The 20,306-nt window shown below is 55.8% G+C and carries 28 protein-coding genes and 1 tRNA gene; 19 read left to right on the forward strand and 10 right to left on the reverse strand.

Annotation, left to right across the window (positions count from 1 at the left end; all coding sequences use genetic code 11):
• Window positions 1-4: 4 nt before the first annotated feature.
• Window positions 5-1,708 carry an autotransporter assembly complex family protein gene (locus AB4090_RS08300; RefSeq protein WP_369573403.1) on the reverse strand — a complete coding sequence of 568 codons (1,704 nt, stop codon included), beginning with the start codon at window positions 1,706-1,708 and terminating at the stop codon, window positions 5-7.
• A 245-nt stretch (window positions 1,709-1,953) separates the two neighbouring features.
• On the opposite strand from AB4090_RS08300, the gene AB4090_RS08305 reads away from it, so the two are divergent.
• A tRNA-Val gene (locus AB4090_RS08305) sits at window positions 1,954-2,028 on the forward strand.
• A gap of 212 nt (window positions 2,029-2,240) precedes the next feature.
• Here the strand turns inward: AB4090_RS08305 and AB4090_RS08310 are convergent.
• The 5 genes from AB4090_RS08310 to AB4090_RS08330 form a co-directional block, all read right to left on the reverse strand.
• Window positions 2,241-3,215 (reverse strand): tyrosine-type recombinase/integrase, encoded by a 975-nt coding sequence (locus AB4090_RS08310; protein ID WP_369573404.1) that lies wholly within the window; start codon window positions 3,213-3,215, stop codon window positions 2,241-2,243.
• Window positions 3,216-3,371: 156 nt separating this feature from the next.
• A complete protein-coding gene (locus tag AB4090_RS08315; RefSeq protein WP_369573405.1) occupies window positions 3,372-3,764 on the reverse strand; it encodes a hypothetical protein in 393 nt (130 codons plus the stop codon).
• The gene (locus AB4090_RS08320) at window positions 3,761-4,018 is read right to left on the reverse strand and encodes a hypothetical protein (RefSeq protein WP_369573406.1); all 258 of its coding nucleotides are present in this window, start codon (window positions 4,016-4,018) and stop codon (window positions 3,761-3,763) included. The genes AB4090_RS08315 and AB4090_RS08320 overlap by 4 nt, the downstream gene beginning before the upstream one ends.
• Complete coding sequence (locus AB4090_RS08325; RefSeq protein ID WP_369573407.1) at window positions 4,018-4,791, reverse strand: phage antirepressor KilAC domain-containing protein; 774 nt, start codon at window positions 4,789-4,791, stop codon at window positions 4,018-4,020. Before AB4090_RS08325 ends, AB4090_RS08320 begins: the two co-directional genes overlap by 1 nt.
• A 118-nt stretch (window positions 4,792-4,909) precedes the next feature.
• Entirely contained in the window at window positions 4,910-5,539 is a 630-nt protein-coding gene (locus AB4090_RS08330; RefSeq protein ID WP_369573408.1) for a Bro-N domain-containing protein, read from the reverse strand.
• A gap of 339 nt (window positions 5,540-5,878) precedes the next feature.
• Between AB4090_RS08330 and AB4090_RS08335 the strand changes: the two genes are divergently transcribed.
• Together AB4090_RS08335 and AB4090_RS08340 are read left to right on the forward strand one after the other, a co-directional pair.
• A complete protein-coding gene (locus AB4090_RS08335) occupies window positions 5,879-6,181 on the forward strand; it encodes a type II toxin-antitoxin system MqsR family toxin (RefSeq protein WP_369573409.1) in 303 nt (100 codons plus the stop codon).
• 1 nt (window position 6,182) lies between these two features.
• On the forward strand, window positions 6,183-6,599 hold the full coding sequence (locus AB4090_RS08340; protein ID WP_369573410.1) for a type II toxin-antitoxin system MqsA family antitoxin: 417 nt from the start codon (window positions 6,183-6,185) through the stop codon (window positions 6,597-6,599).
• A gap of 82 nt (window positions 6,600-6,681) precedes the next feature.
• On the opposite strand, the gene AB4090_RS08345 is transcribed toward AB4090_RS08340, so the two are convergent.
• On the reverse strand, window positions 6,682-6,909 hold the full coding sequence (locus AB4090_RS08345) for a hypothetical protein (RefSeq protein WP_369573411.1): 228 nt from the start codon (window positions 6,907-6,909) through the stop codon (window positions 6,682-6,684).
• 92 nt (window positions 6,910-7,001) lie between these two features.
• Window positions 7,002-7,673: a LexA family protein gene (locus AB4090_RS08350; RefSeq protein WP_369573412.1), complete on the reverse strand. Its 672-nt coding sequence runs from the start codon at window positions 7,671-7,673 to the stop codon at window positions 7,002-7,004.
• Between the two features lie 92 nt (window positions 7,674-7,765).
• Between AB4090_RS08350 and AB4090_RS08355 the strand changes: the two genes are divergently transcribed.
• From AB4090_RS08355 to AB4090_RS08410, 12 genes are all read left to right on the forward strand, one after another.
• Window positions 7,766-7,990, forward strand: coding sequence for a transcriptional regulator (locus AB4090_RS08355; RefSeq protein WP_369573413.1), 225 nt, complete (start codon window positions 7,766-7,768; stop codon window positions 7,988-7,990).
• A gap of 190 nt (window positions 7,991-8,180) precedes the next feature.
• Window positions 8,181-8,405, forward strand: a complete 225-nt coding sequence (locus AB4090_RS08360) for a hypothetical protein (RefSeq protein ID WP_369573414.1) — start codon at window positions 8,181-8,183, stop codon at window positions 8,403-8,405.
• Window positions 8,402-8,584, forward strand: a complete 183-nt coding sequence (locus AB4090_RS08365) for a hypothetical protein (protein ID WP_369573415.1) — start codon at window positions 8,402-8,404, stop codon at window positions 8,582-8,584. The genes AB4090_RS08360 and AB4090_RS08365 overlap by 4 nt, the downstream gene beginning before the upstream one ends.
• Window positions 8,585-8,695: 111 nt before the next feature.
• Complete coding sequence (locus AB4090_RS08370; protein WP_369573416.1) at window positions 8,696-10,039, forward strand: hypothetical protein; 1,344 nt, start codon at window positions 8,696-8,698, stop codon at window positions 10,037-10,039.
• Window positions 10,032-10,550 (forward strand): hypothetical protein, encoded by a 519-nt coding sequence (locus AB4090_RS08375; RefSeq protein ID WP_369573417.1) that lies wholly within the window; start codon window positions 10,032-10,034, stop codon window positions 10,548-10,550. Before AB4090_RS08370 ends, AB4090_RS08375 begins: the two co-directional genes overlap by 8 nt.
• Window positions 10,547-11,665, forward strand: coding sequence for a hypothetical protein (locus AB4090_RS08380; protein ID WP_369573418.1), 1,119 nt, complete (start codon window positions 10,547-10,549; stop codon window positions 11,663-11,665). The genes AB4090_RS08375 and AB4090_RS08380 overlap by 4 nt, the downstream gene beginning before the upstream one ends.
• Entirely contained in the window at window positions 11,665-12,561 is an 897-nt protein-coding gene (locus tag AB4090_RS08385) for a DNA adenine methylase (RefSeq protein WP_369573419.1), read from the forward strand. The genes AB4090_RS08380 and AB4090_RS08385 overlap by 1 nt, the downstream gene beginning before the upstream one ends.
• Entirely contained in the window at window positions 12,561-13,148 is a 588-nt protein-coding gene (locus AB4090_RS08390) for a hypothetical protein (RefSeq protein WP_369573420.1), read from the forward strand. Before AB4090_RS08385 ends, AB4090_RS08390 begins: the two co-directional genes overlap by 1 nt.
• A gap of 47 nt (window positions 13,149-13,195) precedes the next feature.
• Complete coding sequence (locus AB4090_RS08395) at window positions 13,196-13,696, forward strand: single-stranded DNA-binding protein (protein WP_369573421.1); 501 nt, start codon at window positions 13,196-13,198, stop codon at window positions 13,694-13,696.
• A 66-nt stretch (window positions 13,697-13,762) separates the two neighbouring features.
• A complete protein-coding gene (locus AB4090_RS08400) occupies window positions 13,763-14,647 on the forward strand; it encodes a phospholipase D-like domain-containing protein (RefSeq protein ID WP_369573422.1) in 885 nt (294 codons plus the stop codon).
• On the forward strand, window positions 14,647-15,729 hold the full coding sequence (locus tag AB4090_RS08405; protein WP_369573423.1) for a hypothetical protein: 1,083 nt from the start codon (window positions 14,647-14,649) through the stop codon (window positions 15,727-15,729). Before AB4090_RS08400 ends, AB4090_RS08405 begins: the two co-directional genes overlap by 1 nt.
• Before the next feature lie 185 nt (window positions 15,730-15,914).
• Window positions 15,915-16,334, forward strand: coding sequence for a hypothetical protein (locus AB4090_RS08410; RefSeq protein WP_369573424.1), 420 nt, complete (start codon window positions 15,915-15,917; stop codon window positions 16,332-16,334).
• Here the strand turns inward: AB4090_RS08410 and AB4090_RS08415 are convergent.
• On the reverse strand, window positions 16,248-17,018 hold the full coding sequence (locus AB4090_RS08415) for a hypothetical protein (protein ID WP_369573425.1): 771 nt from the start codon (window positions 17,016-17,018) through the stop codon (window positions 16,248-16,250). The two genes, AB4090_RS08410 and AB4090_RS08415, sit on opposite strands and share 87 nt — an antisense overlap.
• Window positions 17,019-17,028: 10 nt before the next feature.
• Between AB4090_RS08415 and AB4090_RS08420 the strand changes: the two genes are divergently transcribed.
• From AB4090_RS08420 to AB4090_RS08435, 4 genes are read left to right on the forward strand one after another with little or no spacing between them, the layout of a single operon-like run.
• A complete protein-coding gene (locus AB4090_RS08420) occupies window positions 17,029-17,307 on the forward strand; it encodes a hypothetical protein (protein ID WP_369573426.1) in 279 nt (92 codons plus the stop codon).
• 47 nt (window positions 17,308-17,354) lie between these two features.
• Window positions 17,355-17,852 (forward strand): single-stranded DNA-binding protein, encoded by a 498-nt coding sequence (locus AB4090_RS08425; protein WP_369573427.1) that lies wholly within the window; start codon window positions 17,355-17,357, stop codon window positions 17,850-17,852.
• Between the two features lie 55 nt (window positions 17,853-17,907).
• Entirely contained in the window at window positions 17,908-18,792 is an 885-nt protein-coding gene (locus tag AB4090_RS08430; protein ID WP_369573428.1) for a phospholipase D-like domain-containing protein, read from the forward strand.
• Between the two features lie 13 nt (window positions 18,793-18,805).
• On the forward strand, window positions 18,806-19,249 hold the full coding sequence (locus AB4090_RS08435) for a hypothetical protein (RefSeq protein WP_369573429.1): 444 nt from the start codon (window positions 18,806-18,808) through the stop codon (window positions 19,247-19,249).
• Between the two features lie 159 nt (window positions 19,250-19,408).
• Here AB4090_RS08435 and AB4090_RS08440 read toward each other — a convergent pair.
• On the reverse strand, window positions 19,409-20,306 hold an 898-nt coding region (locus AB4090_RS08440), incomplete at its 5' end, for an IS200/IS605 family accessory protein TnpB-related protein (protein ID WP_369573430.1).

Below are 20,306 nucleotides of genomic sequence, written 5' to 3' on the forward strand. Positions count from 1 at the left end.
CGCATCAGAAATTAAATCCCACGGAGAGCGCTACGCGAACGGCGGGAGCACGAGGTGCGATTAAGGGGTGTGCAAGGTCGAGTATTATGGGGCCGACGGGAGAATACCAACGAGCCCCTATACCAACATCCTGCAACACATGGAATGTCGAGAAACTATCGAAGGCATTGCCAATATCGTAAAACGCGTCAATGGCCCAGTCGCGAGTAATGAAGCGGTTGATGTGAACACCGGATACAGCCAATAAGGTGCCGCCGATCACTCCTCCCTGGGCATCTCTAGGGCCCTGAGATTCGAATGCATATCCCGGAAGGCTGTTTTGTCCGCCAGCGAAAAAACGTAGATCTGGTGGTAGGAAGCGAATATTCCCATGAAGCCAGAGCGCACCCAAGCTAACGCGCCCGCCGACACCCCAGTTGCGATTGATCATTTGATCCCAACCGCCACGCACCCGTAGTCTGACATAATTGCTGGTGCTACCCCAAACCTTGCTTGCTCCTTCTGCCGTTGCGCGCACATAAAATCCAGATACTGGTCGTAAAATATTGCGATAGTTCTGCACACTATAAGTGATAGATGGATAGAGATAGAACGAACTATCACTGATGCCTGAGACCGTATAGTTTGCTTGCTCAAGGTTGAACGTGGTCTGAATTGTTGCATTGACATTCTTGCGCGCGTTATCAGCTAAGGCCCAACGTCGGCCAATGGCTGCATGTAGTTCGTTGGCGGACCAAACCTGATAGGTTTCATTTTGAAAAGATGTGCTGGCAATATACTCGGAGCCTAGCGTAGACCCGACGGGCCAGGTATATGTTGCGCCAATGTTGCGGGTATTCTGTGCCGCTTGCACAGCTACGTGCAAGTGCTGCGCGCGGCGAAACATATTGTAGTCATCATAATATAGAATGCCGTTCAGGCCGATGTTGGTGCTGTAGCCTACCCCAACTTTTAAATGTTGCTCAGGCAGGCTATCGAGCTTCACCTGTACCGGAACCGAATCGTCGTTGAGGTGAGCTGTATCCCCCAGTACCTGAATATTCTGGAAACGATTGGCATCGTGCAAGTTACTTTGTGTTTGGGACAGCGCTCGAGGCGAATACCAATCTCCCGGTTTGAAGGTGAAATATCGCTCTATGAACCAGCGCGGATACCGATCTGCACCAACAATATTGATTGTCCCAACCCGTACGCGCTCCCCGCTATTGAGCCAGAGATAAATTTCCGCCCAATTTTGTTTCTTGTCGATGAGAATCTCATGGCGCTGGTACTGGGCTTTTACGTATCCCTTAGACTCCAGAAATGACAGGCTCTGGTCTTTCCAGGTTTCATAATCAACCTGATTCAGGATGTTTCCGTCTACGAGAGGGAAGGGCTTTATCCGTCTACGCAGCTGAGGATCTTCAGTGATCGGCCCCAAGATGCGCACATCCCTATGACGTACGCGGGTTGCTGCACCGAGGGTGATATCATATTGCACTACCGCGTCCCCATTTTTGTTGGGCGGGAGGGGTTTGGTATGCCATGTTGCATGGTAATAGCCATACGCTTGTAGTGCGTCGCGTAACCGGAGATTGGATGAGAGGATGAGCTCGTGCAAGCGGCTTTCTTTGCCGTCATAGGTAAGCGAAGGCATGGCATTTTGCAATTTCAATCGCAGTTCGGACGGAGTCCCATCGATTTGAAATGAAATTTGATTTTTTGCCATCGCGACAGCCGGCAATGCGCTACAGACTAGCGGCACAAGAAGCCATGCGGCCCGGTAGCCGTGGCCTGGTTGCCTAGTTTTTTGCAGGAGGCGTCTCACCCTCTCCCCATGATTCCCCCGATCGATGCAAAGGAGTGTAACACAGGAAAGAGCTGGCTGAGCCATTGACCAGGAAGGAATGGCGAAAGAAATTCGACTTGATTTTGGTTCCCGAATTCCCTAGTATCTGCCTCTCTTTGAGAGTTGGGCGGTTAGCTCAGCGGTAGAGCACTGCCTTCACACGGCAGGGGTCGCAGGTTCAAACCCTGCACCGCCCACCAATTAAATCATAGGGTTAGGACAAATGTTTCTCCTTCCTTCGCTACCCTGGTGTAATTTCTGGTGTAATCTGCGGGCAGGGTGCCAGTAGCCTCCGCGCCTACCGTGAGTACAAACAGGCCCGGCGTGACCCCAAGCGATCCAGAGCAGCATCATTGACCTGTCGGCTGTCGCGGCGTACAAGGTGAAGTCCTGGGATGCGCGGCGCTATTGCTCAAGCGGAACTTCTGGGCTTGACCGTTATCCCCGCGAAGGCCGAATCCAGCGCCTCTCGCTGGGCATCCACCTGCAAATGGGTATAGCGCTCCGTGGTTTTTACGCTGGTATGCCCCAGCACCCGGCTGATGGTGAACAGATCCGTGCCCTGGGCCAGCAAAATCGAAGCGCAGCTATGGCGCAAATCATGGAAATGCACATGGGCCATGCCGGCCTTCTCCCGTGCCCGGCGAAACCCGGTTTTCAGACCCTCGTCTGTCAGCGGTAATGGGATATACCCTAACCAGGGCCGCAAGGAAGCAATAATCGGCACCGTTCGCGTTTTCAGGGTCTTGGTGTTCCCTGCATGGATGGTGATGGTGTCCCCGCGAATATCTTCTGCCCGTATTTTGAGGAGTTCCCCCCGTCTGCAGCCCGTCAGCAAGGCCATCCAGATAGCCGCAGCAACTGCCTCACTGGCACACTCCGTCAGTCTGCGCACATCCTCGATGCTTAGGTATACCTGACGTTCGTTGTGCTCTGGCACCCGCTTGACCTGGAGCCCGTAGTTTTCTGGGGTGATCCCCTGCGCCCAGGCTAGGGCCAGCGCTTTTTTCAGCGCTCCCAGGCTCCGGTTGATCGTCGCCGGGGCGTAATGCTTGAGCATATCCTGGGTCAGATGCGCCGCACACTGCCGGGCTTGACTGGCCTTGTAGCGCTCCACCCAAGGTCCCAGGCGCATGGCGTGGTATTTGGCCGTCTCCGGGCTGCGCAAAGTCTCCGCATGATCCATGTACAGCCCCAGAATGGAGGACATGGGCGGGTCCCCCGGAATGACCGGCTTTTCGGCAACTACCGCCGCCTTTCTTAGCTCTCCTTCCAGTTGCTTGGCATCACGCGCAGATGCACCTTCCTGCAGGATTCGGTGAATGCGTTGCCCATTGACCATAATTCCGACATGCTTACGGCCCCTCTTGTCGGTCCAGATGGACATCGGTTCTCCTTTAGCCAGTCGTTTACATCGCCAAGAATATATCGCTTCGTGCGCCGACCCAAGTTCAGGCAAGGCATCCCGTCCAGTTCCATCCGTCGCAATGTGCTTTCGCTGATCTGCAATAGGGCGCAAAGCTGCTGGCGGGTAAGTGTTTCTTTATTGTTCATCATGGTCGCTCCCATTAACTTTCAGACTGAACCCACGAGGCGCATAGTCCCGATTGAACTCATCCAGTATCTCGCGCATGTCGTCGCCCAGATCCACGCAGACGCCGATTTGCTCCAGCCGCACGTAGATGGCTTGACAGTCAAGGCAGTGATACCAGGGAGCCAGGGGAACCTCATCGCCGTGGATGCGCTCCTCGATGTCCGAGTTTGGATCACGCCAACGGGTGAATCTGTACACTTGCGCTCCAGGCTTGAGTCGGTAACGACACGACCGGCAATGGGTAGATCGCTTGCCATTAAATGTGTCCAACTGCGCGTAACGGTCGTACCACCATTCGGCGCTGCTGTCGTCCATGCCTTCGCAATGACAATGCAGGCTCATGCCATCACCTCCTGCCGGCCCGCCACACAGGGCAGCGATGGCCCCACACCCATCCCCCAAACATCCCAGACGGGCCGCGTTGCCATAACCAGGGACCATCCACGCCGGTACAACTCCCCAGGCGTCGCCCAGAAATCCACCACGGCGCCCTGCACATGCAGGTGTGCATCGCCGTCCTGATGGTCCACCCCATAGACTGGGAACAGCTTTCCGTCATGCCGGCGGATGACACCGGCCAAGCGTTGTGCGGCCATCACTCATCCTCCTCGGCAGCGATGATGTCCATCAGAATCTGACCATCCTGCAACCGCTTTTGGATGTAGGTCAGACCCTTCCCCGTCACGAGTGTCCGTGTGTAGGTATTGCTTTCCCCGTGCCGGTCAAAATACTGCTTCTCAACCACCCGGAAGTGTCCCGCATCCAGATATTGCTGATAGGGCAAGTTGTTGTGCATCAGGATTCCCGCATCTCGCAGGAATTTGAATAGACGATTTGGTCCCGTCCTCAGAGCCTTGGCCACTTCCTGGATGCTCTGGGCATTGATGGCTTCGGCTACCGCGTCATGGAACCGTGCCTTGGGCGCCTGCTCCTGCACTTCGGCCTCCAGGGCCAGCACTCGCTCGGTATAGGTCAACAGCAGTCCGCGCAGGCTGGCAGGGTCCGACAGCGCCCGGATCGGGTCCGGTGCGACAGTGGGAGCGGCCTTGGCCCGGCGCTCGCATTCGATGAAGTACAACCGTGCCTGCTTGCCCTTCTCGTTGCGCTCGACCATGGAGAGTTCCTTGGCCATGTCGAGGGTGAGGGCGTATTCCTTCTTGGGTTGCCCACGACCATGGGAATTCTTTCCAATTTCGGAAAGAATTACAAAATCTTGATTTTCAACGAATCCGAACTGCTGGATACGATCCTGTATCCATGCGGCAAAGACCTTGCCGACTTCCAGGAACGCATGGAGATCACGGGCGTTGACGGTTTGGGCGATGCTATCTCCAAACGCCCGGCTTGATACGGGGATCAGTTCGCTCATGATGCACCCCCACGCGTCCCGTCGTCCCTCCGGTAGACGGGACGCTCCCCGCGATATTCCTCACGGGGGCCGGTGGGCAGGTAGGCGGGACGGGCATAGACGGCGGGATCCATGGCGCTCATAGCTTGTCCTCCTTGCCGGAGAGGTTATTCCGCCCGGCCATGCGGGCCAGACGGTCCAGACCGATCCGCATCAGGTCCGGCAGCAGCGCGCCGGGGATGAACTCGCGCATCAGCGTCGTCATACTGCCTGCGTTTGTCGGAGACAGGATGCAGGCATCCTCAGCGATCTGCTTGAGTTGTAGCCGCCCCTCCTCGTCGAAAGTCGCGAGGAAACGGGCATATTGCAGCCGTTCGGAGATGTCTGGCGGGCTGCCATACCCGCCCTGCTGACGGATGGCCGGCAGCACTTCCTGCGTCACCCAGCGACGGAAGGGCTTGGCTTCCGGGCGGCGCGATTTGAGCAGCGCGTGATACAGGCCCGATTCGGAGAGGATGGTGACTTCGCGGGTCTGAATGACGCCGTTCTCGGACCTGATACGCAGATTGTGCGTATCAGCTTCGTCCTCATCGAGCCAACGGGTCATGTCATCCGCGTTGCGATAGCCGAGTGCTTGGGCCACATCGCTGGCGACAAACCAGACCTGGCCGTCGCGGTCGATGGTGCGGACTTCAAGGGAATGGAACTGAAAAGAGACAGGCGTCAAAGCCTGCTCAGGCGCGGCTACGCCGGAAATAGGTGTGGTCATGGCGATACTCCGTCTTTGCGGTTGTTCAACCGCCAACCCCCTGCTAAAGAGGTGGGCGGAACCGGACGGGTTAGCAGACCGGCAGACGGAGCCGGCGAGCCTGGAGACGTTGCCGTCCGCCAGGACTCCCCGTCCGGCCCGCCCATAGGAGCAAAGCCGGACCACGGACGTAAAAAATGCCGCATCCCAAAGGGGAAGGGCGGCTGTCCGCCGTCTTTCCGGGCTGCTAAACCCGATCACCGGGACCCCGGTGACGGATTGAGCGTAGACCCAGAGGCGGCGGGTGTCAAATGGGAAGCCCTGTAGAATAAAACTTATGGAACCCATATAATATGGCGCATGGAGAAACGAAAGGCCCACTACCCCCTGCCGGAAGTCAAGGCGTCCATAGCCCGCCTGGGAATCGACGCTTTCACGGCTACGGCCTTGCAGGGATTGGACCGAATGGGGCTTTCTCCGGCTGAGGGATTGGCGGTTGTGCTGAGTCTGCAATCGGAAATGCTGTTCAAGAGCATGACCACTTACGCGGATAGCCGGGTATGGCAGGACGTGTATCACGCCCTTTGCCCCAATGGGAAAACGGCCTATATCAAGATCACTTTGCGCCCAGGAGCGGTGGTCATTCAGTTCAAGGAGCTTTGACATGATGGAAAAACGCTTTTGTTTGCAGTGTGACGACGGCACGGAACTCGTCCATGAACGCAAGGACATGCCCATCTCCGTGGACACGTTGACCGGTACCGTACCCAACGTCTCCGGTTGGCATTGCCCCGTCTGCGGAGAATGCGAGTTCGACGAGGGGGAAGCGCAGCGGTATGCGGACGCACTGGCGGGGTTGCGGAAGAGTGCCGCCATTCGCCAGGGACAGGCGTTGCGGGCAACGCGCAAACGTTTGCGCCTGAGCCAGAGAGATGCCGGACTGCTTTTCGGTGGTGGTGTATCCGCCTTTTCCGAGTACGAGCGCGGCAAGACGCGCCCCCCCAAATCCACCACCATTCTGTTGGATCTGCTCGGCAAACACCCGGAATTACTGGATGAAGTGCGCCGTGTCAAATCGTGATGCGTGCGCCCGCATCCCGGCAAGGAAGCCTTGCGGTACCGGGTGAAGGATGCGCGGCTAGGAGCGAATCCACTCTCGCGCTTCATGAGAGCGCCACCTTCCGAGCTTGGTCTGGCATGGGCATTTCATCCCAAAGCATTACTTTCCGCACCCGTCCGGCGCGGCTAATGGCGGCCATGAGATCGGAGATCCTGGTGGAGCGGTCGAAGAGATAGGTCAGGGTGAGCCCGTCGCGGTACTGGACGGCCAGCGCGGTGTTGCCCTGTTGTGCAGTTTGGGTGCGGCTGGGTACTACCAGAGACAGTGCCATGTATTCCCCCAAGGATGCCGCGCCGGGGTGGGCGGCTTCGATGAGAGAAGTATAACCGACGCGGTTATATTGTCAACAAGACGGATACAACTTTACCTGAACCTTCTGATGGCCTCTCTAACAACGCCAACAATGACGCACTCACCGAGAGGTTTAGTCGGGTAGTCTGGATTTTTGGGCGCCAAGTACCAGCTTCCCCCATCACGCAGCAGCGTCTTCACGTTCGCTTCGTTGTCGCCATTCCTAGCCACAACAATATCTCCATGTTGGTAGCTCAACCCTGGATCTACTAACACAAGAGATCCATCGGGAATATCTGGCTCCATACTCTTTCCTACCACCCGGAGATAAAAAGAGTTCGGGCTACAATGAAGCGATGTTGGAATCCATTCCGTCGCTGGGTCCCGCCTATAACGCTCAACAACATCCTTGGGCTCTCCCCCTGGAACAAAACCAACAAGAGGATACCACGCACGAAAATCAGGACCCTCCTGAACAGAATCATCCCGCTGCTCATGGCTGCCGCCAGAACCGCACAATGAAGTCAGACCTTCATTGCTAAGGTCTTCTACCGAGCACCCCAGCAGCTTTGAGAGCCGGACCAGCTCCTTGAGCGGGACGCCTCTCTTCTCCCAGTGGGAGTAGTTCTGAGCGTCGTTCAACTGTAATACGTCGAGGGCATAGCGACGTTTCGATGGTATTCCTCGCCGCAGTCTGTCGCGTTCGAGCGCATCGAACGCTGCTTTTGATCCAGTAATCTTCAAGGGCTGCTCCATAACCATATTGTTTACGCAACACGCGAAGCATGGAATAACCGGAGCGTTGACAATATCAACGGTGTGGTTATACTCGCTTCATGGATGATCTGAAAAAAGCAATTGATCACTTCGGCTCCCAGGCATCTCTCGCCAGAGAGTTGGGGGTAAGGCCGATGGCCGTGACGCACTGGATAAAGCGCGGAAACGTCCCGTACAAGCAGGCCATGGCCATCGAACGGGCCACCAACGGCATCGTCACCCGCTCCGATCTCCGTCCCGACATCTGGCCACCCCAGGAGTCCCAAGACCGGGGGGCTGCGTGATGCCAGCGCGCTCTCCGAGGCTCCGCCTCTGCGGCCTTGAGTTCTTGGCCTTTATCCGTTTGCTGATTCTCACAGGGGGCGCTCCATGGTTGGCGGTAACAACATGACCCTACTATCGGACACCCCCATTGAAAGGGCGAGAAAGGCACACGGGCGCATCTTGCAGTCCCTGCAAGCACCTGGAAGCCAGGTGGCTCTGTCCAAAACCCTCGGGGTGTCCGAAAGCAAAATATCCAGACTCAAAAACGAAGCGCTGGAAGATGCCTTGGCGCTGATCTACCTGTGCGGGTTCAAGATCGTGGACGAGGATGCGGTAACGATCCGCCGCGACGCCCTGCAGTTCATGCGGCAATCGCTGGCGCGTGTGCTGGCCGACGATGCCATGGCAAAAAGCGTATTTGAGGCGGACGAATGAAAAAGAGCCCCGCCCATAAAGACATGATGTTTCGCGCTGCCCGCGAGAGCGCCATCCGGCTCAACGAAGAGCGTAGCCGACAAGCAAAAGCCCTGATCAAACGCGACGGCCACAAAACCATCGACGAATACCTTGCAGCCACCCAGGCCAGAATGATCGCCCGGGGGGTGCAGAAATGAATATCACCGCTTCTATGCCAGGAAACGGGGGCACCCGTGTTGTGCTTTACGGCCAGCACAACAACTCCTGGCGCCTATTCGCTGACCGTGGCCAAGGGAGGATGACCGTGTATGCCTTCGCAAATTCAGCTACCTGACCCGCTAGTACCCGCAGATTGTGATCTGCGTCGGTTTCCCTACATGCCGATAGACATTAACCGCCTCTTCGACAGCCGATTTCACGCCATCTGCAACGATGCAGAATGGCGGGCCGGCGTGACGCTTTGGCTGAAGAGTTTCCATCAGGTCCCAGCCGCCTCTCTCCCAGAAAATGATGTGGAGCTGTGCCGTCTTGCAGAGCTGGGCCGCGACATGAAAACGTGGCTCAAGGTGAAAGACAAAGCCCTCCATGGTTGGGTTCTGTGCGCCGACCATCGCTGGTACCACCCTCTCATCGCGGAGAAAGCCAATGAAGCCTACGACACCAAGCAAATGCGAAAAAAGGCCGCAGAAGCAAGATGGACAGGCAAAGGACAGGCTCGTGAATCGGTTGAATCTGGCGGCGGCCAGGGAGTCGGAAATCAACAGCCGGATCGTGCTCCGAATGTGCCTGAAGGCGTAAAATCGCTTAGACAAAGTCCAGAACGGATTTATAATAGGTCTAAACCGGAAAACTGGACAGATTCTAAAACTTCAGACGAAAAACCAGATCAGCCGAGCAAGACTGAGTCTTGCATCACGGATGCGCAGATGGTGAGCACCAACAATATCAGACTAAAACAGTCAGGTATTGACGGTGAATCCGTTGAAAAACAGGATGATAGCGAATCGCATGACGGCGAATCTGCCATGCAAGTGCATCAGCAAGTGCATAGCACGAGCACAGCAGGTGCAGATCCATGTGCAGTGCAGGAGCAATGCACGACCACAAGCACATGCAATCCAGAAGCAGAGCAAATGCAATGCAAAAGAGAAGGATATAGAAAGGGATATAATACTACAGCAGGTATACCTACACACACTGGTCACTCGCAAAGCGAGCGCCCTGTAGGTGTGAGAGAAAATCCCTCTTGTTTCGAGCAGTTTTGGACTGCATACCCCAAAAAAATCGCCAAAGCGGGAGCGTTGAAACGCTGGAAAGTCCAGCAACTGGACGCCCTTATCGCTCCAATCCTTGCGGATTTAAGCGACCGGATACAACGCGACCCCGCATGGCAACGCGGCTTTATCCCGAATCCCACGACCTACCTGAACCAGGAGCGCTGGAACGACGAAATTCCTGCGTCTCCATCACCTGTGGAGCACACCCATGGAACCGATCAGCAGCACACTGCACCTCGTAACCTCTCGGCTGTCGAGCGAGTCCGGCTCGCCTCCACAGCCTGGGCAGAACGAGAAGAACGCAGGCTCCGAGAAGCCGGAAACGTCATCGACATCACCCCGCAGAATGCTGCAGGTCTGGGCAAAAATGTCTGAGATTTACGGCCACAAGTGGTTGACGTCCTATGGTCCTGAGCCGTCTCAAGCGTGGTGTGCAGGCTTGGCGGATCTCTCGGTTGAGCAACTGGCGGCGGGGTTTCGCTGGTGCGTGACCTGGCGATCAGACCCGTGGCCGCCCAGTCTTCCCGAATTTCGCCATGCCTGCCTGCAAGCTGCCAGTGCGATTCCGGAGGCCAGGGCGTATGGACTCGGCATGGCCTACGCCAGCGCTGTGCAATATGGGCGTCCTCTCCCGGAGACACCTCCAGAGGTGGCAGAGACCTGCCGCCGCGCGTCCAGCCTCGCTCTGATTTCGACGTCCGCTGAAAAGAGCCAGAAGCTCTTCGGGTATCACTACGCGCAGGTACTGGCGGACATGGCCAGAGGTGCCCAGTTTGCGGGGCAAACACCAGTGCGGGCGATTGAACAGGATATTTCGTCAACACCTGCCGAGGTACAGGAATGGGCGAATAAGTTGCGTGCAGCGCTACGGGGAGAGTCACAATGAGCCAAATTGAAAAAACGGATCTTCGCCGGCACCTGGTTGACCTGGGATTGTTTTTCGAGGATGCCAGGCAATTTCTGACGACCATGCAGGAAGCCGATTTCCAGTGGCTGGGCTACGACTGCACGGTCCAGGTGGCGATCCGGCTGATGCGGTGGTCCCGCGCTATCGACCTGACCCCGCGGCAGACCCACGTCATGGAGCGGTGCGTAGCCGAAGCCATCCAGCGGGGCACGAAGCTCGTAGAGCGACGCTTGTATACTTGCGGCTGGTCCATGCCTTCATCGAGTGACCGGGGCGACCTGGCGTATTCCACGGCCTCCAAGGCACTGGAGCACCTTGCCGAAACCCACGATTTCTGCGGCGGTCCAAATGGGAGAATCTTGCCCAATCCATCCATCGTTGCCTTTGTCGAAAGCAATACCCGGTTCGTCTCCCGGGAGGCCCTGGAAAATTTCGTCTACCACAAACGATTCAAGGCCGAGCCTAAGCTGGAATCTGCCGCGGCTTCTGGGTTTCTCCTGGAAACCTACATCCGCCAGCAAAAAAGCCTGCTGAAGAAGAGGCAGGGCAAGGAGCGGGAATCGGTCGAAAACAAGATTGCAGAATTGACTGCCAGACTGTACGGGTTGCGTTCAGAAATCCGCTTGGATGCTCTCGACAGCGGCGATGATGATGACCATCCAGGCGCCCATATCTCTTCCCATGACCAATTATCCATGGCGGACTGGGGATCTTATGACCTGGACAACGGTGATAATGAAGCGGTGGAAATACCCTCACATCATCTGGAGTTTCTGGATTATCTGTTTCAGATTGGGGATCAGAAAATGTCCGCCAGGGACCTGATTCCAACCCTCATCAAAGCTGGCGAATACCGGGCCGTTGCCGGGCTCCTGCGCGTCCTGCGCAACCCGAACCAGGCTAATGAGGCGGATACCCTCAAGTCCTTGCTGGGCAACCGGACGCTGGCAGACATCCGCAAGCAGATCCTGCGGCTGAAAAAGACCGACTCTGGCGAAGTCGTGCAACTGTTTGGTACCTGCAAGAGCTTCTTGCGGTGGGATGCCGATGAGGAGGCTTTGATGGAGCGGGTGGTAGCCTGTGGGGTGGCGTAATGCAGCCCCTCTACCCATGGATTGGCGGCAAAGGCCGCCTGGCCCAGGAAATCCTCACCCGAATCCCTCCCCCGCACCGGGACCGGACCTATGTGGAGCCATTCTTCGGCGGTGGCGCCGTGTACTTTGCCCGGCGCCCCGCCGGGGTCGAGGTCATCAACGACCTGAACAGTGAAATCGTACATTTTTTCCGAGTGCTGAGGGATCGGGAGTCCTTCGATGCGTTGCTTTGGACCCTGCAAAGCACTCCCTATTCCCGAGAGATGTTTTACGCCTGGCGCAAGGTGGACCCGGCATCATTGCCGGACATTGAGAGAGCGGCGCGATTTTTCTACGTCGCCAGATCGTCTTTCTCCGGCCAGTCCACGGGCAGAACCCCGTCCTGGGCCTTCGCTCGCATCACAGACAACCGTGCCCGGGCGCTGGCCGCCGTGATCGACAAAGAACTGATCCAGGTTCGGGACCGGCTACGGGAGACGATCATTGAGCACGACGACGCGCTCACGGTCATCCAGCGGTACGATTCGCCTAGCGCTGTCCTCTATTGCGACCCGCCCTACGTTCAGGACACCCGCAGCTACGGCGGATACCAGGAGGAGATGGACGACTTCGACCACGAGCGCTTGCTGGCCGTCCTGAAAGGCTCTGCAGGCTATGTGGCTCTGTCTGGGTACCCTTCCGAGCTTTATCGGGACGTGTTGGAATCTGAGCCTGGCTGGTCCTTTGTGGATTTTGATGTGGTCTGCCGGGCGAACCGATCTACCCAGGTGAGCGATGAGATCGACCGGCAACGCACGGAACGGTTGTGGATGAATCCGCGCTTGACGGAGTGGGTTGCCCAAAAGCGAAACAGCCAAGCGTCCATTTTTGACCAGCTTGAAGCAGGAGTTGCCTGATGAGCTACTTTCCAAAGTACAAGTTTGCCGTGGATGCCGACGGCGTGCTCTTCGATTTTGACCGATTCTGGGCGGCATGTGCAGAGATGGTACTGGGCCACCACCTAACCGTTCAGAAGCCCGTGTATGCCCTGAGTGAGCGCTACGGGCTCACTCAGGCGGCTGTGGCCAAGGTCTGGGCTGGCTGGGAGGCCATGGATGGCTGGGCCATGGTGTATCCACGGCCAGAAGGGGTCCGCACGGTGCGAATGCTCCTGGACATGGGCCACTCGGTCACGGTGGTAACGAAACTGCCCAATGATCGGGCCGTGGATGGCCGGCGCCGGTCCTTGCAGCGGCATGGCATAGGTGATGCGGGTTTGATAGCCGTCGAGGGTAGCAAGTCTGGTGCTCTGGCGGCCCTGCGCCCGCATTTCTTCGCGGACGATACGGTTGACCATTGTGTGGAGGCCATGGGCACCATGGTCCCCCATGTGGCGAGGATTCAGTCCTGGGGAGATGCGCAGCCATTGCCTTTGGGTATTGAGGACTATGCCTGCCTGGAATCTGCTGTGCGCGGGTTTTTCGAGCGATACCAACAAGGATGACCCGGTTCTGATCTATACCCAAGGGTGGTCATCATGGAGGACGTGAAATGGCTGGGTTGAACAAGGTGGTAGTGTTGGGGAATCTGGGGCGCGACCCCGAGATGCGGTACATGCCAGACGGCAAGGCGGTGGCAACGCTGGCGATTGCCACATCAGAGACGTTCAAGGACAAGAACGGAGAAAAGCAGGAGCGTGTCGAGTGGCATAGGGTATCCCTGTTTGGCAAGACGGCGGAAATCGCCGGGCAATACCTGAAAAAGGGCAGCCAGGCGCTCGTCGAGGGTCGTATACAGACCCGCAAATGGACAGACAAAGACGGACAGGAGCGGTATTCCACGGAGATTGTGGGGGAACGGCTTGTGCTGGTCGGCGGGCGCCGCGACGGGGCCGATGGCGTGAGCTCAGCGAACCCGGCACCGCAACATGGCGGTGGGGGTGGCGGAGACATGGAGCCCAGCGACGGATTCGATGATGACATTCCGTTCGTCACCCGCGCCATGGTCGAAGAAGGAAATCACTGGATGCGTAAGGTTGCGCGCTGGATGTAAGTAGTTCGTAGCGGTTTTTTGCGGCTATTGGGTCGAGTGATCGGCCCTTTTTTTGGAGAATCCTAAATGCTGTTTGTTGAACCTAATGCAGGCCCCGCTCCCATCATCCAGGTCATCCAGCAAGCCCGGCACACGCTGGATGTGGGCGTATATTACCTCTCGGATCGGCCCATCCTGAACGCGCTACGGGCGGCCCATACGCGAGGCGTGGATGTGCGGGTCATCGTGGAAGGAAAACCCTATGGCATGAAGCCCTGGCAGGTAGCGAAGGAAGAACGGGCCATCGAGGCGACAGGAGCTACGCTGCATCTGGCACCTTACCGCTTCACCAGTCACGGAGGCCAGTACGCTTTTTATCACGCCAAGTACGTCGCCAATGGGCATGAGGTAGAAGTGGGTACAGCGAACTTCGACTGGTCGGCCTTTCACCGCAATCGTGAGTACCTGTATGTCACCAGGAATCCTGCCGTGGTCTCGGCGGTTCAGTCTGTTTTTACCGCCGACTGGAACAACCAGCGCGCCCCCGCATCGGCCCATCGGGTGCTGGTCTTGTCCCCAGGCACGTCAGCCGGACAACTCCTGCGGGTGATCAACCAGCCCGGCCAGATTGACGTGGAGAGCGAAGAACTTGGCCCCTACCGGCCCATCCTGGATGCCCTGGCGGCCAAGGGCCGGGACCTGCGGATGATCCTGCCGTCCAGCATCAATGACGATGATCAGCGGGATGTAGCTTTCCTGCGCGCCCACGGCTGTCAGGTTCGCCTGATGCCCAGAAAGCCCCTGTATATGCACGCCAAGATGATCGTCGGGAGCCGTCTGGCCTTTATCGGGTCCGAGAACTTCACCCAGACCAGTCTGGAATCCAATCGGGAAATGGGCCTGTTGCTGAACGGGTCGGACATTGGAAAACTTCAGGCGCAGTTTGCGCGAGATTGGGGGAGTGCAAAGTGATGGACAGGACAGAAAAGACAGCAGCGAAGAAACCGTCTGCCACTATATTTTATCTCAACACGAACGTACCTACCCCGCTTCTTGATATGAATGATCAGGAATCGTTCGTTGAAGTGCTGGACATATTTCGACTTATGGCGACTTGCAGCGAATCCGATCTGAATCAACTTGTCGAACGATTCGCGCCAAAAATAGATCAGGATTGGTTTGACCCTGCATGGTTTCGGCTCTTTTGCATTGATGTGGCAAATTATCTCGAAACAGAAGAAGAAAAGATCATAAGTCACCTTGATCGTGAAATTGAGGATAAAAAACAGTGGTGTGCAGAGGGTAATTTATTTTTTGAATATATGTCGCCATCAGATAGCGACATATTCGAATCGATGACCAAATCGGCCATGCAGAACATCGCTAATGGTACGGCAAATTCTTTGGAATATGCGGCAGCACTGTTTTGGTTGGGGAGAGACCGCATTAAACCTGATGGAACCATGCGATCTGTTGTCGAAAATCCTTCCTTGGCGGCTATCGTTGCCGGGGCCGTGTGCGCAAATTGCGACAGCATAGCCAGATTGGAGCATGAGATGGAAGAGACGATAGCGTTACTACCTGCATGGTGGACAAAAAGAACGATTGAAGATAACTGGTTTTTTGCGGTTATCATGCAAGACGGCACCGTCATCCCATTTAGCCATTTGTTTGATTTTAGCATCGAAACAGATTGGACGCTTTACGCAAACATAGAAACATCCAGTCGTCTTTATGACCTTCATTCTTATAAAACCAAGGTTTTTTCTGGAAAAGAAATGCGGATTAAAGTTTCTGATATTGCAGAGGTACAGGCAGCGGACGGCACAATCTGGTGGGATGCTGTGATGGCTGAAATCAGTGCCTATGAACCTTATAGAAGGAATGTCTCGATCAATGCCAAGCATGTGAAAGGTCGGAAATCGAACCCTGATGGGACTGAAACCATGACTTTCGTTATTCCCATGTTACGTGATGCTGATCTATGTGAGGGGGTCATGCAACAAGTGCCGACCAGTGAGATGGTCGTGGTTTTTGAGACAGCGGATACCTGAGAACAACAATAAAGCTTCTAGCGTTACTGACGACTTTTGCTCGTTGTTCCATTCCGTCCGGGAAGCTACTGATGCCACAGAGCTACTACGATTGTGTGTGAGATGTCCTGTGAAGAAGTGGCGCCATTAGCTGCCAGAAGTTAGGAAGCGCCTTTTTGGATTGTGGTAACATAGGAGATGGTGCAATGATCGGGTATGAAGATATTCTTTGCCAACTTTACGATGCCTTGGAATCAGTGGTTAGATCGCTTGATGCTAGCGACCTGTACCCGGTTATAGGAGCTGATGACGGATTGTTTTTTTGTGAGTTGTCTTCAGGTGATCTGATGGATCGTAAGATATATACGACAATATGGTACCATCAGGGAGAGTATGGAAGAGCTTCCATGAGCAGATGTGAACAGGATATGGAAATTTTTTTGCCGGACCCGGCGCTGTTTATCGCGATGTTGGGTATTTTGCAAAAGATGACAGGGAAAAATGTAATGATTTTGCACCCCCTTGTCGGTGGTAATTACTTACCTGGTTGGGCTTCTGTGATGGATCTTGATAGCGTAAAACAAGTCAATCGCTGCGAGCCAGGAGAGCGAAGCGGGGGCGAGTAGTCCCCAGAAGCCAACGCGGTGTACTGCATCCGCCGAAGCGACCGCGTAAGCTGGGAGTGCAGGCGCGTGCTGTGCCGCATGGTTGGCGTCGAGCCATTTGGGAGACGAGTGCACCGACGGCGCCCCAACGAGGGCGTGACGGTGCGCCGATGACCAGGGCGGCTGGGGTCTATTATCTGGTCGGCAGCGCAAGGCCGATCGCGCAACGACGCGCGAAAAGGCTTGCTGAGCACGCCGACTCTCCTGATGTAATAATTGCATCGCATTATGGGGGAGCGGCGAGCCATACGCATACCATTTTATTGTCAATTGGTTCTGCTGGGCGGAAAGGATTAAATCCAGCATCTTCTTTTGATAGCCGCGAAGATTTTCAACATGTTGAATATTTATTACTACAAAGAAATCTGGTGTTTTATTGTCTGATAAGTAAAATAATTTTTCTCTTTTTTCTACGGTACCAGAACCTTTGTATATTCGCCTTGTTGTGCCGTGATTGTTGGCTGATGGAAAAACAAAGGCATCCCAATAGTTTGTCATTGTTTTACCAAGAGTTAAAGGCATGCTTTGCAATATTTGTTTGGCGGCTTTTGGCGCATTCTTTGGGTTTTCTTTTTGATCTTCATAGGTGGCAGTCCAAGCAGAATTGTACGCTTCTACAAGTGTCTGCAAAACGAAACTGCCCAATGATCGGGCCGTGGATGGCCGGCGCCGGTCCTTGCAGCGGCATGGCATAGGTGATGCGGGTTTGATAGCCGTCGAGGGTAGCAAGTCTGGTGCTCTGGCGGCCCTGCGCCCGCATTTCTTCGCGGACGATACGGTTGACCATTGTGTGGAGGCCATGGGCACCATGGTCCCCCATGTGGCGAGGATTCAGTCCTGGGGAGATGCGCAGCCATTGCCTTTGGGTATTGAGGACTATGCCTGCCTGGAATCTGCTGTGCGCGGGTTTTTCGAGCGATACCAACAAGGATGACCCGGTTCTGATCTATACCCAAGGGTGGTCATCATGGAGGACTTGAAATGGCTGGGTTGAACAAAGTGATAGTGTTAGGGAATCTGGGGCGCGACCCCGAGATGCGGTACATGCCAGACGGCAAGGCGGTGGCAACGCTCGCTATCGCTACGTCAGAGACGTTCAAGGACAAGAACGGGGACAAACAGGAGCGTGTCGAGTGGCATAGGGTATCCCTGTTTGGCAAGACGGCGGAAATCGCCGGGAAATACCTGAAAAAGGGAAGCCAGGCGCTCGTCGAGGGTCGGATACAGACCCGCAAATGGACAGACAAAGACGGACAGGAGCGGTATTCCACGGAGATTGTGGGGGAACGGCTTGTGCTGGTGGGTGGCCGCCGTGACGGGTCCGATGGCGGAAGTACCGCGAGTCCGGCCTCACAGCAGGGTGGTGGCGGTGGTGGAGACATGGGGCCTGGCGAAGAATTTGATGATGAAATTCCTTTCATCACGACATCGGTTTGTGAAGGCGAAACGTCGTTCCGCCGGGTGATGCGCTGGATGTAATCGTTGCGGTGTGGCTATTGGGTCGAGTAATCGGCCTTTTTTTTGGAGAATCCACATGTTGTCTATTGAACCACAGGCAGGCCCGGCACCTATTATTCACATTATCCAGCAGGCGCGGCACACGCTGGATGTCGGCGTCTATTATCTCTCTGATCGCCCCATTCTGAACGCGCTGCGGGCCGCCCATGCGCGGGGCGTGGATGTGCGGATCATCATCGAAGGCAAGCCCTACGGCATGAAGCCCTGGCAAGTACGCAAGGAAAAGCGGGTTATTCAGGCAACGGGTGCAACGCTGCATCTAGCGCCCTATCGCTTCACCAGCCACGGGTACAAATACGCCTTTTACCATGCCAAGTACATTGCCAATGGGCATGAGGCCGAGATCGGTACTGCGAACTTCGACTACAGCGCATTTCACAAGAACCGGGAGTACCTCTATGTCACCAGAAATTCTGCCGTGGTCTCGGCGGTTCAGTCTGTTTTTAACGCCGACTGGAACAATCAGCACGCCCCAGCATCGGCGCATCGGGTGCTGGTGTTGTCGCCGGGCACGTCGGCTGGGCAACTCCTGCAGGCAATCAACCAGCCAGGTCCGATTGATGTAGAGAGCGAGGAGTTGGGACCGTACCGGCCCATCCTGGATGCCCTGGCCGCCAAGGGCCAGGATCTTCGCCTGATCCTTCCGGCCAGCATCAATAGCGAGGATCAACGGGATGTCGCCTTCCTGCGGCAGCATGGGTGTCAAGTGCGCCTCTTGCCGGTGAAACCCCTGTACATGCACGCCAAGATGATCGTAGGGAACAGTTTGGCCTTTGTAGGTTCCGAGAACTTCACCCAGACCAGTCTTGAGGATAATCGGGAGATGGGCCTGCTACTGAATGGTTCGGACATCGGGAAGTTGCAGGCACAGTTTGCAAAAGATTGGGTGCGGGCTGGATAAGGATAAAACAGACATGAGCATGGCAAAACGTGGTTCCAGAATCGACATGGCGAAGGCAAAGCGCAATCACAGGAAGCTGGCGAGAAATCATCAGAAGATAGAAAATACCCGGGCAGATTTTTCTACATTGTGCCAATTAGCAAAGCTCGGCAAGAAAGCCTTGCCAATGAACAGCAGTTATTCTTGGCCCGTTCATCCGCAATCAAAACCAAAAACGGTTCTTGTCTTCCTTGGCTCTGGTGATTTCTCTTCTTGCGATGATGAAGATGCAGGGATGGGTCGAATGGCAGCACACCTTTTGATGGCTGGTCACTCTATTCACCTTTCCTACACATTAGACAATGAGGCTTTCCAACGTGTTTTTATGCCTGCAATGATTAGTGAGTTATCCCTGTTTAATTGTTGCCTGGATAATTATGAAGGAAAGGTTCATCACGATTTGATTCATGACTTATAATCGGAGAATCACATGAAATACTTGCTCATATATTGGATCGTTCAACTATTTCCAATAATTGCTTACATGATTTTAGACTATCTTAATGATGATACTGGTAAGTTGTTTAATTGGAGTGATTCTTTATGTATGACTTCTAAGCGGTGAATCCTCCCGCGGCTAAGCTTGCGCTGTAGCCGGGGCTTCCCGCTCCGCCACGGTGGCCTGCGCGTGCCGCCATAACGTGGAGAGCGTGACCGGGATTCTCGGTTGCGTCGCGGAACTTTTGCCGCGAACACACGCCTGGGCGTTTCGGCCCGTTAGCCCCAACATCTTGGCGAAGAATCGCGCGGCGATGTTGTAGCAGGCGTTTAAGTCGGCGTTGTAGCGTTTGCCGGTGGCAAAGGTCACCCAGGACCAGTTGCGGCCATCGCGCTTGACGGCACCGGAACCATCGTAAGCGGTTTCCGATGTGCCGGCCCGGTTGACGAACTCGGTCAGCAGACCGGCTTCCTCCGCCCGTCCCCGAATCCGCTCCGCCAACTGGCGATGCAGCCAGCCGTGGAAGCGTTGCCGGAGCGTGGATCCCTTGCGTCCGGCGCGGGGCCGGTAATGCTTGAGATGTTCGAGGACGATGGCCTGTGCCCCATGTTCCTGGGCGAACACCATAATCTCTCTGGACAGGCGTTGCGCCATGTCCAGATTGCGATGCCGGGCCTTGCGGTAAATCGCCCGGCAAAAGCGCGCGCTGAGTTTACCACTTCCGCCCATCGTGAGACGGGCCTTGTTGCGCACCTGCATCAGTCCCTTGTCACGACGGTCGATGTCCGCGCCCCGGTGAAAGAATCGCCGGGCCACGACCGTGCCGTCTGCTGTGACGATGGATGCTGTTGCGGTGGTGCGGATGCCCAGATCGACCCCACAGACACGCTGCACGGCCTTTCTGGACGGATACTGCACGGGAACCTCGAAGGGAACCCAATTTCCGCGATTACCTTTGCGTTGCGGCGCATTGTGGGCACGGGCAGGGCGATTCTGGCTGCATAGCGTGACTGCCGGAAGGTTCCCACGGCGATCA

The organism is Acidithiobacillus sp. IBUN Pt1247-S3 (assembly GCF_041146875.1).
Taxonomy (GTDB): Bacteria; Pseudomonadota; Gammaproteobacteria; order Acidithiobacillales; family Acidithiobacillaceae; genus Igneacidithiobacillus.

Coding starts and splice junctions, on each gene's coding strand:
- AB4090_RS08315 (WP_369573405.1), bottom strand. CDS start 3,764: ATGAGCCTGCATTGTCATTGCGAAGGCATGGACGACAGCAGCGCCGAA.
- AB4090_RS08395 (WP_369573421.1), top strand. CDS start 13,196: ATGGCTGGGTTGAACAAGGTGGTAGTGTTGGGGAATCTGGGGCGCGAC.
- AB4090_RS08365 (WP_369573415.1), top strand. CDS start 8,402: ATGAAAAAGAGCCCCGCCCATAAAGACATGATGTTTCGCGCTGCCCGC.
- AB4090_RS08355 (WP_369573413.1), top strand. CDS start 7,766: ATGGATGATCTGAAAAAAGCAATTGATCACTTCGGCTCCCAGGCATCT.
- AB4090_RS08330 (WP_369573408.1), bottom strand. CDS start 5,539: ATGACCACACCTATTTCCGGCGTAGCCGCGCCTGAGCAGGCTTTGACG.
- AB4090_RS08410 (WP_369573424.1), top strand. CDS start 15,915: ATGATCGGGTATGAAGATATTCTTTGCCAACTTTACGATGCCTTGGAA.
- AB4090_RS08300 (WP_369573403.1), bottom strand. CDS start 1,708: ATGGCAAAAAATCAAATTTCATTTCAAATCGATGGGACTCCGTCCGAA.
- AB4090_RS08335 (WP_369573409.1), top strand. CDS start 5,879: ATGGAGAAACGAAAGGCCCACTACCCCCTGCCGGAAGTCAAGGCGTCC.
- AB4090_RS08405 (WP_369573423.1), top strand. CDS start 14,647: ATGGACAGGACAGAAAAGACAGCAGCGAAGAAACCGTCTGCCACTATA.
- AB4090_RS08385 (WP_369573419.1), top strand. CDS start 11,665: ATGCAGCCCCTCTACCCATGGATTGGCGGCAAAGGCCGCCTGGCCCAG.
- AB4090_RS08380 (WP_369573418.1), top strand. CDS start 10,547: ATGAGCCAAATTGAAAAAACGGATCTTCGCCGGCACCTGGTTGACCTG.
- AB4090_RS08435 (WP_369573429.1), top strand. CDS start 18,806: ATGAGCATGGCAAAACGTGGTTCCAGAATCGACATGGCGAAGGCAAAG.
- AB4090_RS08400 (WP_369573422.1), top strand. CDS start 13,763: ATGCTGTTTGTTGAACCTAATGCAGGCCCCGCTCCCATCATCCAGGTC.
- AB4090_RS08370 (WP_369573416.1), top strand. CDS start 8,696: ATGCCTTCGCAAATTCAGCTACCTGACCCGCTAGTACCCGCAGATTGT.
- AB4090_RS08345 (WP_369573411.1), bottom strand. CDS start 6,909: ATGGCACTGTCTCTGGTAGTACCCAGCCGCACCCAAACTGCACAACAG.
- AB4090_RS08320 (WP_369573406.1), bottom strand. CDS start 4,018: ATGGCCGCACAACGCTTGGCCGGTGTCATCCGCCGGCATGACGGAAAG.
- AB4090_RS08375 (WP_369573417.1), top strand. CDS start 10,032: ATGTCTGAGATTTACGGCCACAAGTGGTTGACGTCCTATGGTCCTGAG.
- AB4090_RS08325 (WP_369573407.1), bottom strand. CDS start 4,791: ATGAGCGAACTGATCCCCGTATCAAGCCGGGCGTTTGGAGATAGCATC.
- AB4090_RS08310 (WP_369573404.1), bottom strand. CDS start 3,215: ATGTCCATCTGGACCGACAAGAGGGGCCGTAAGCATGTCGGAATTATG.
- AB4090_RS08390 (WP_369573420.1), top strand. CDS start 12,561: ATGAGCTACTTTCCAAAGTACAAGTTTGCCGTGGATGCCGACGGCGTG.
- AB4090_RS08340 (WP_369573410.1), top strand. CDS start 6,183: ATGATGGAAAAACGCTTTTGTTTGCAGTGTGACGACGGCACGGAACTC.
- AB4090_RS08425 (WP_369573427.1), top strand. CDS start 17,355: ATGGCTGGGTTGAACAAAGTGATAGTGTTAGGGAATCTGGGGCGCGAC.
- AB4090_RS08430 (WP_369573428.1), top strand. CDS start 17,908: ATGTTGTCTATTGAACCACAGGCAGGCCCGGCACCTATTATTCACATT.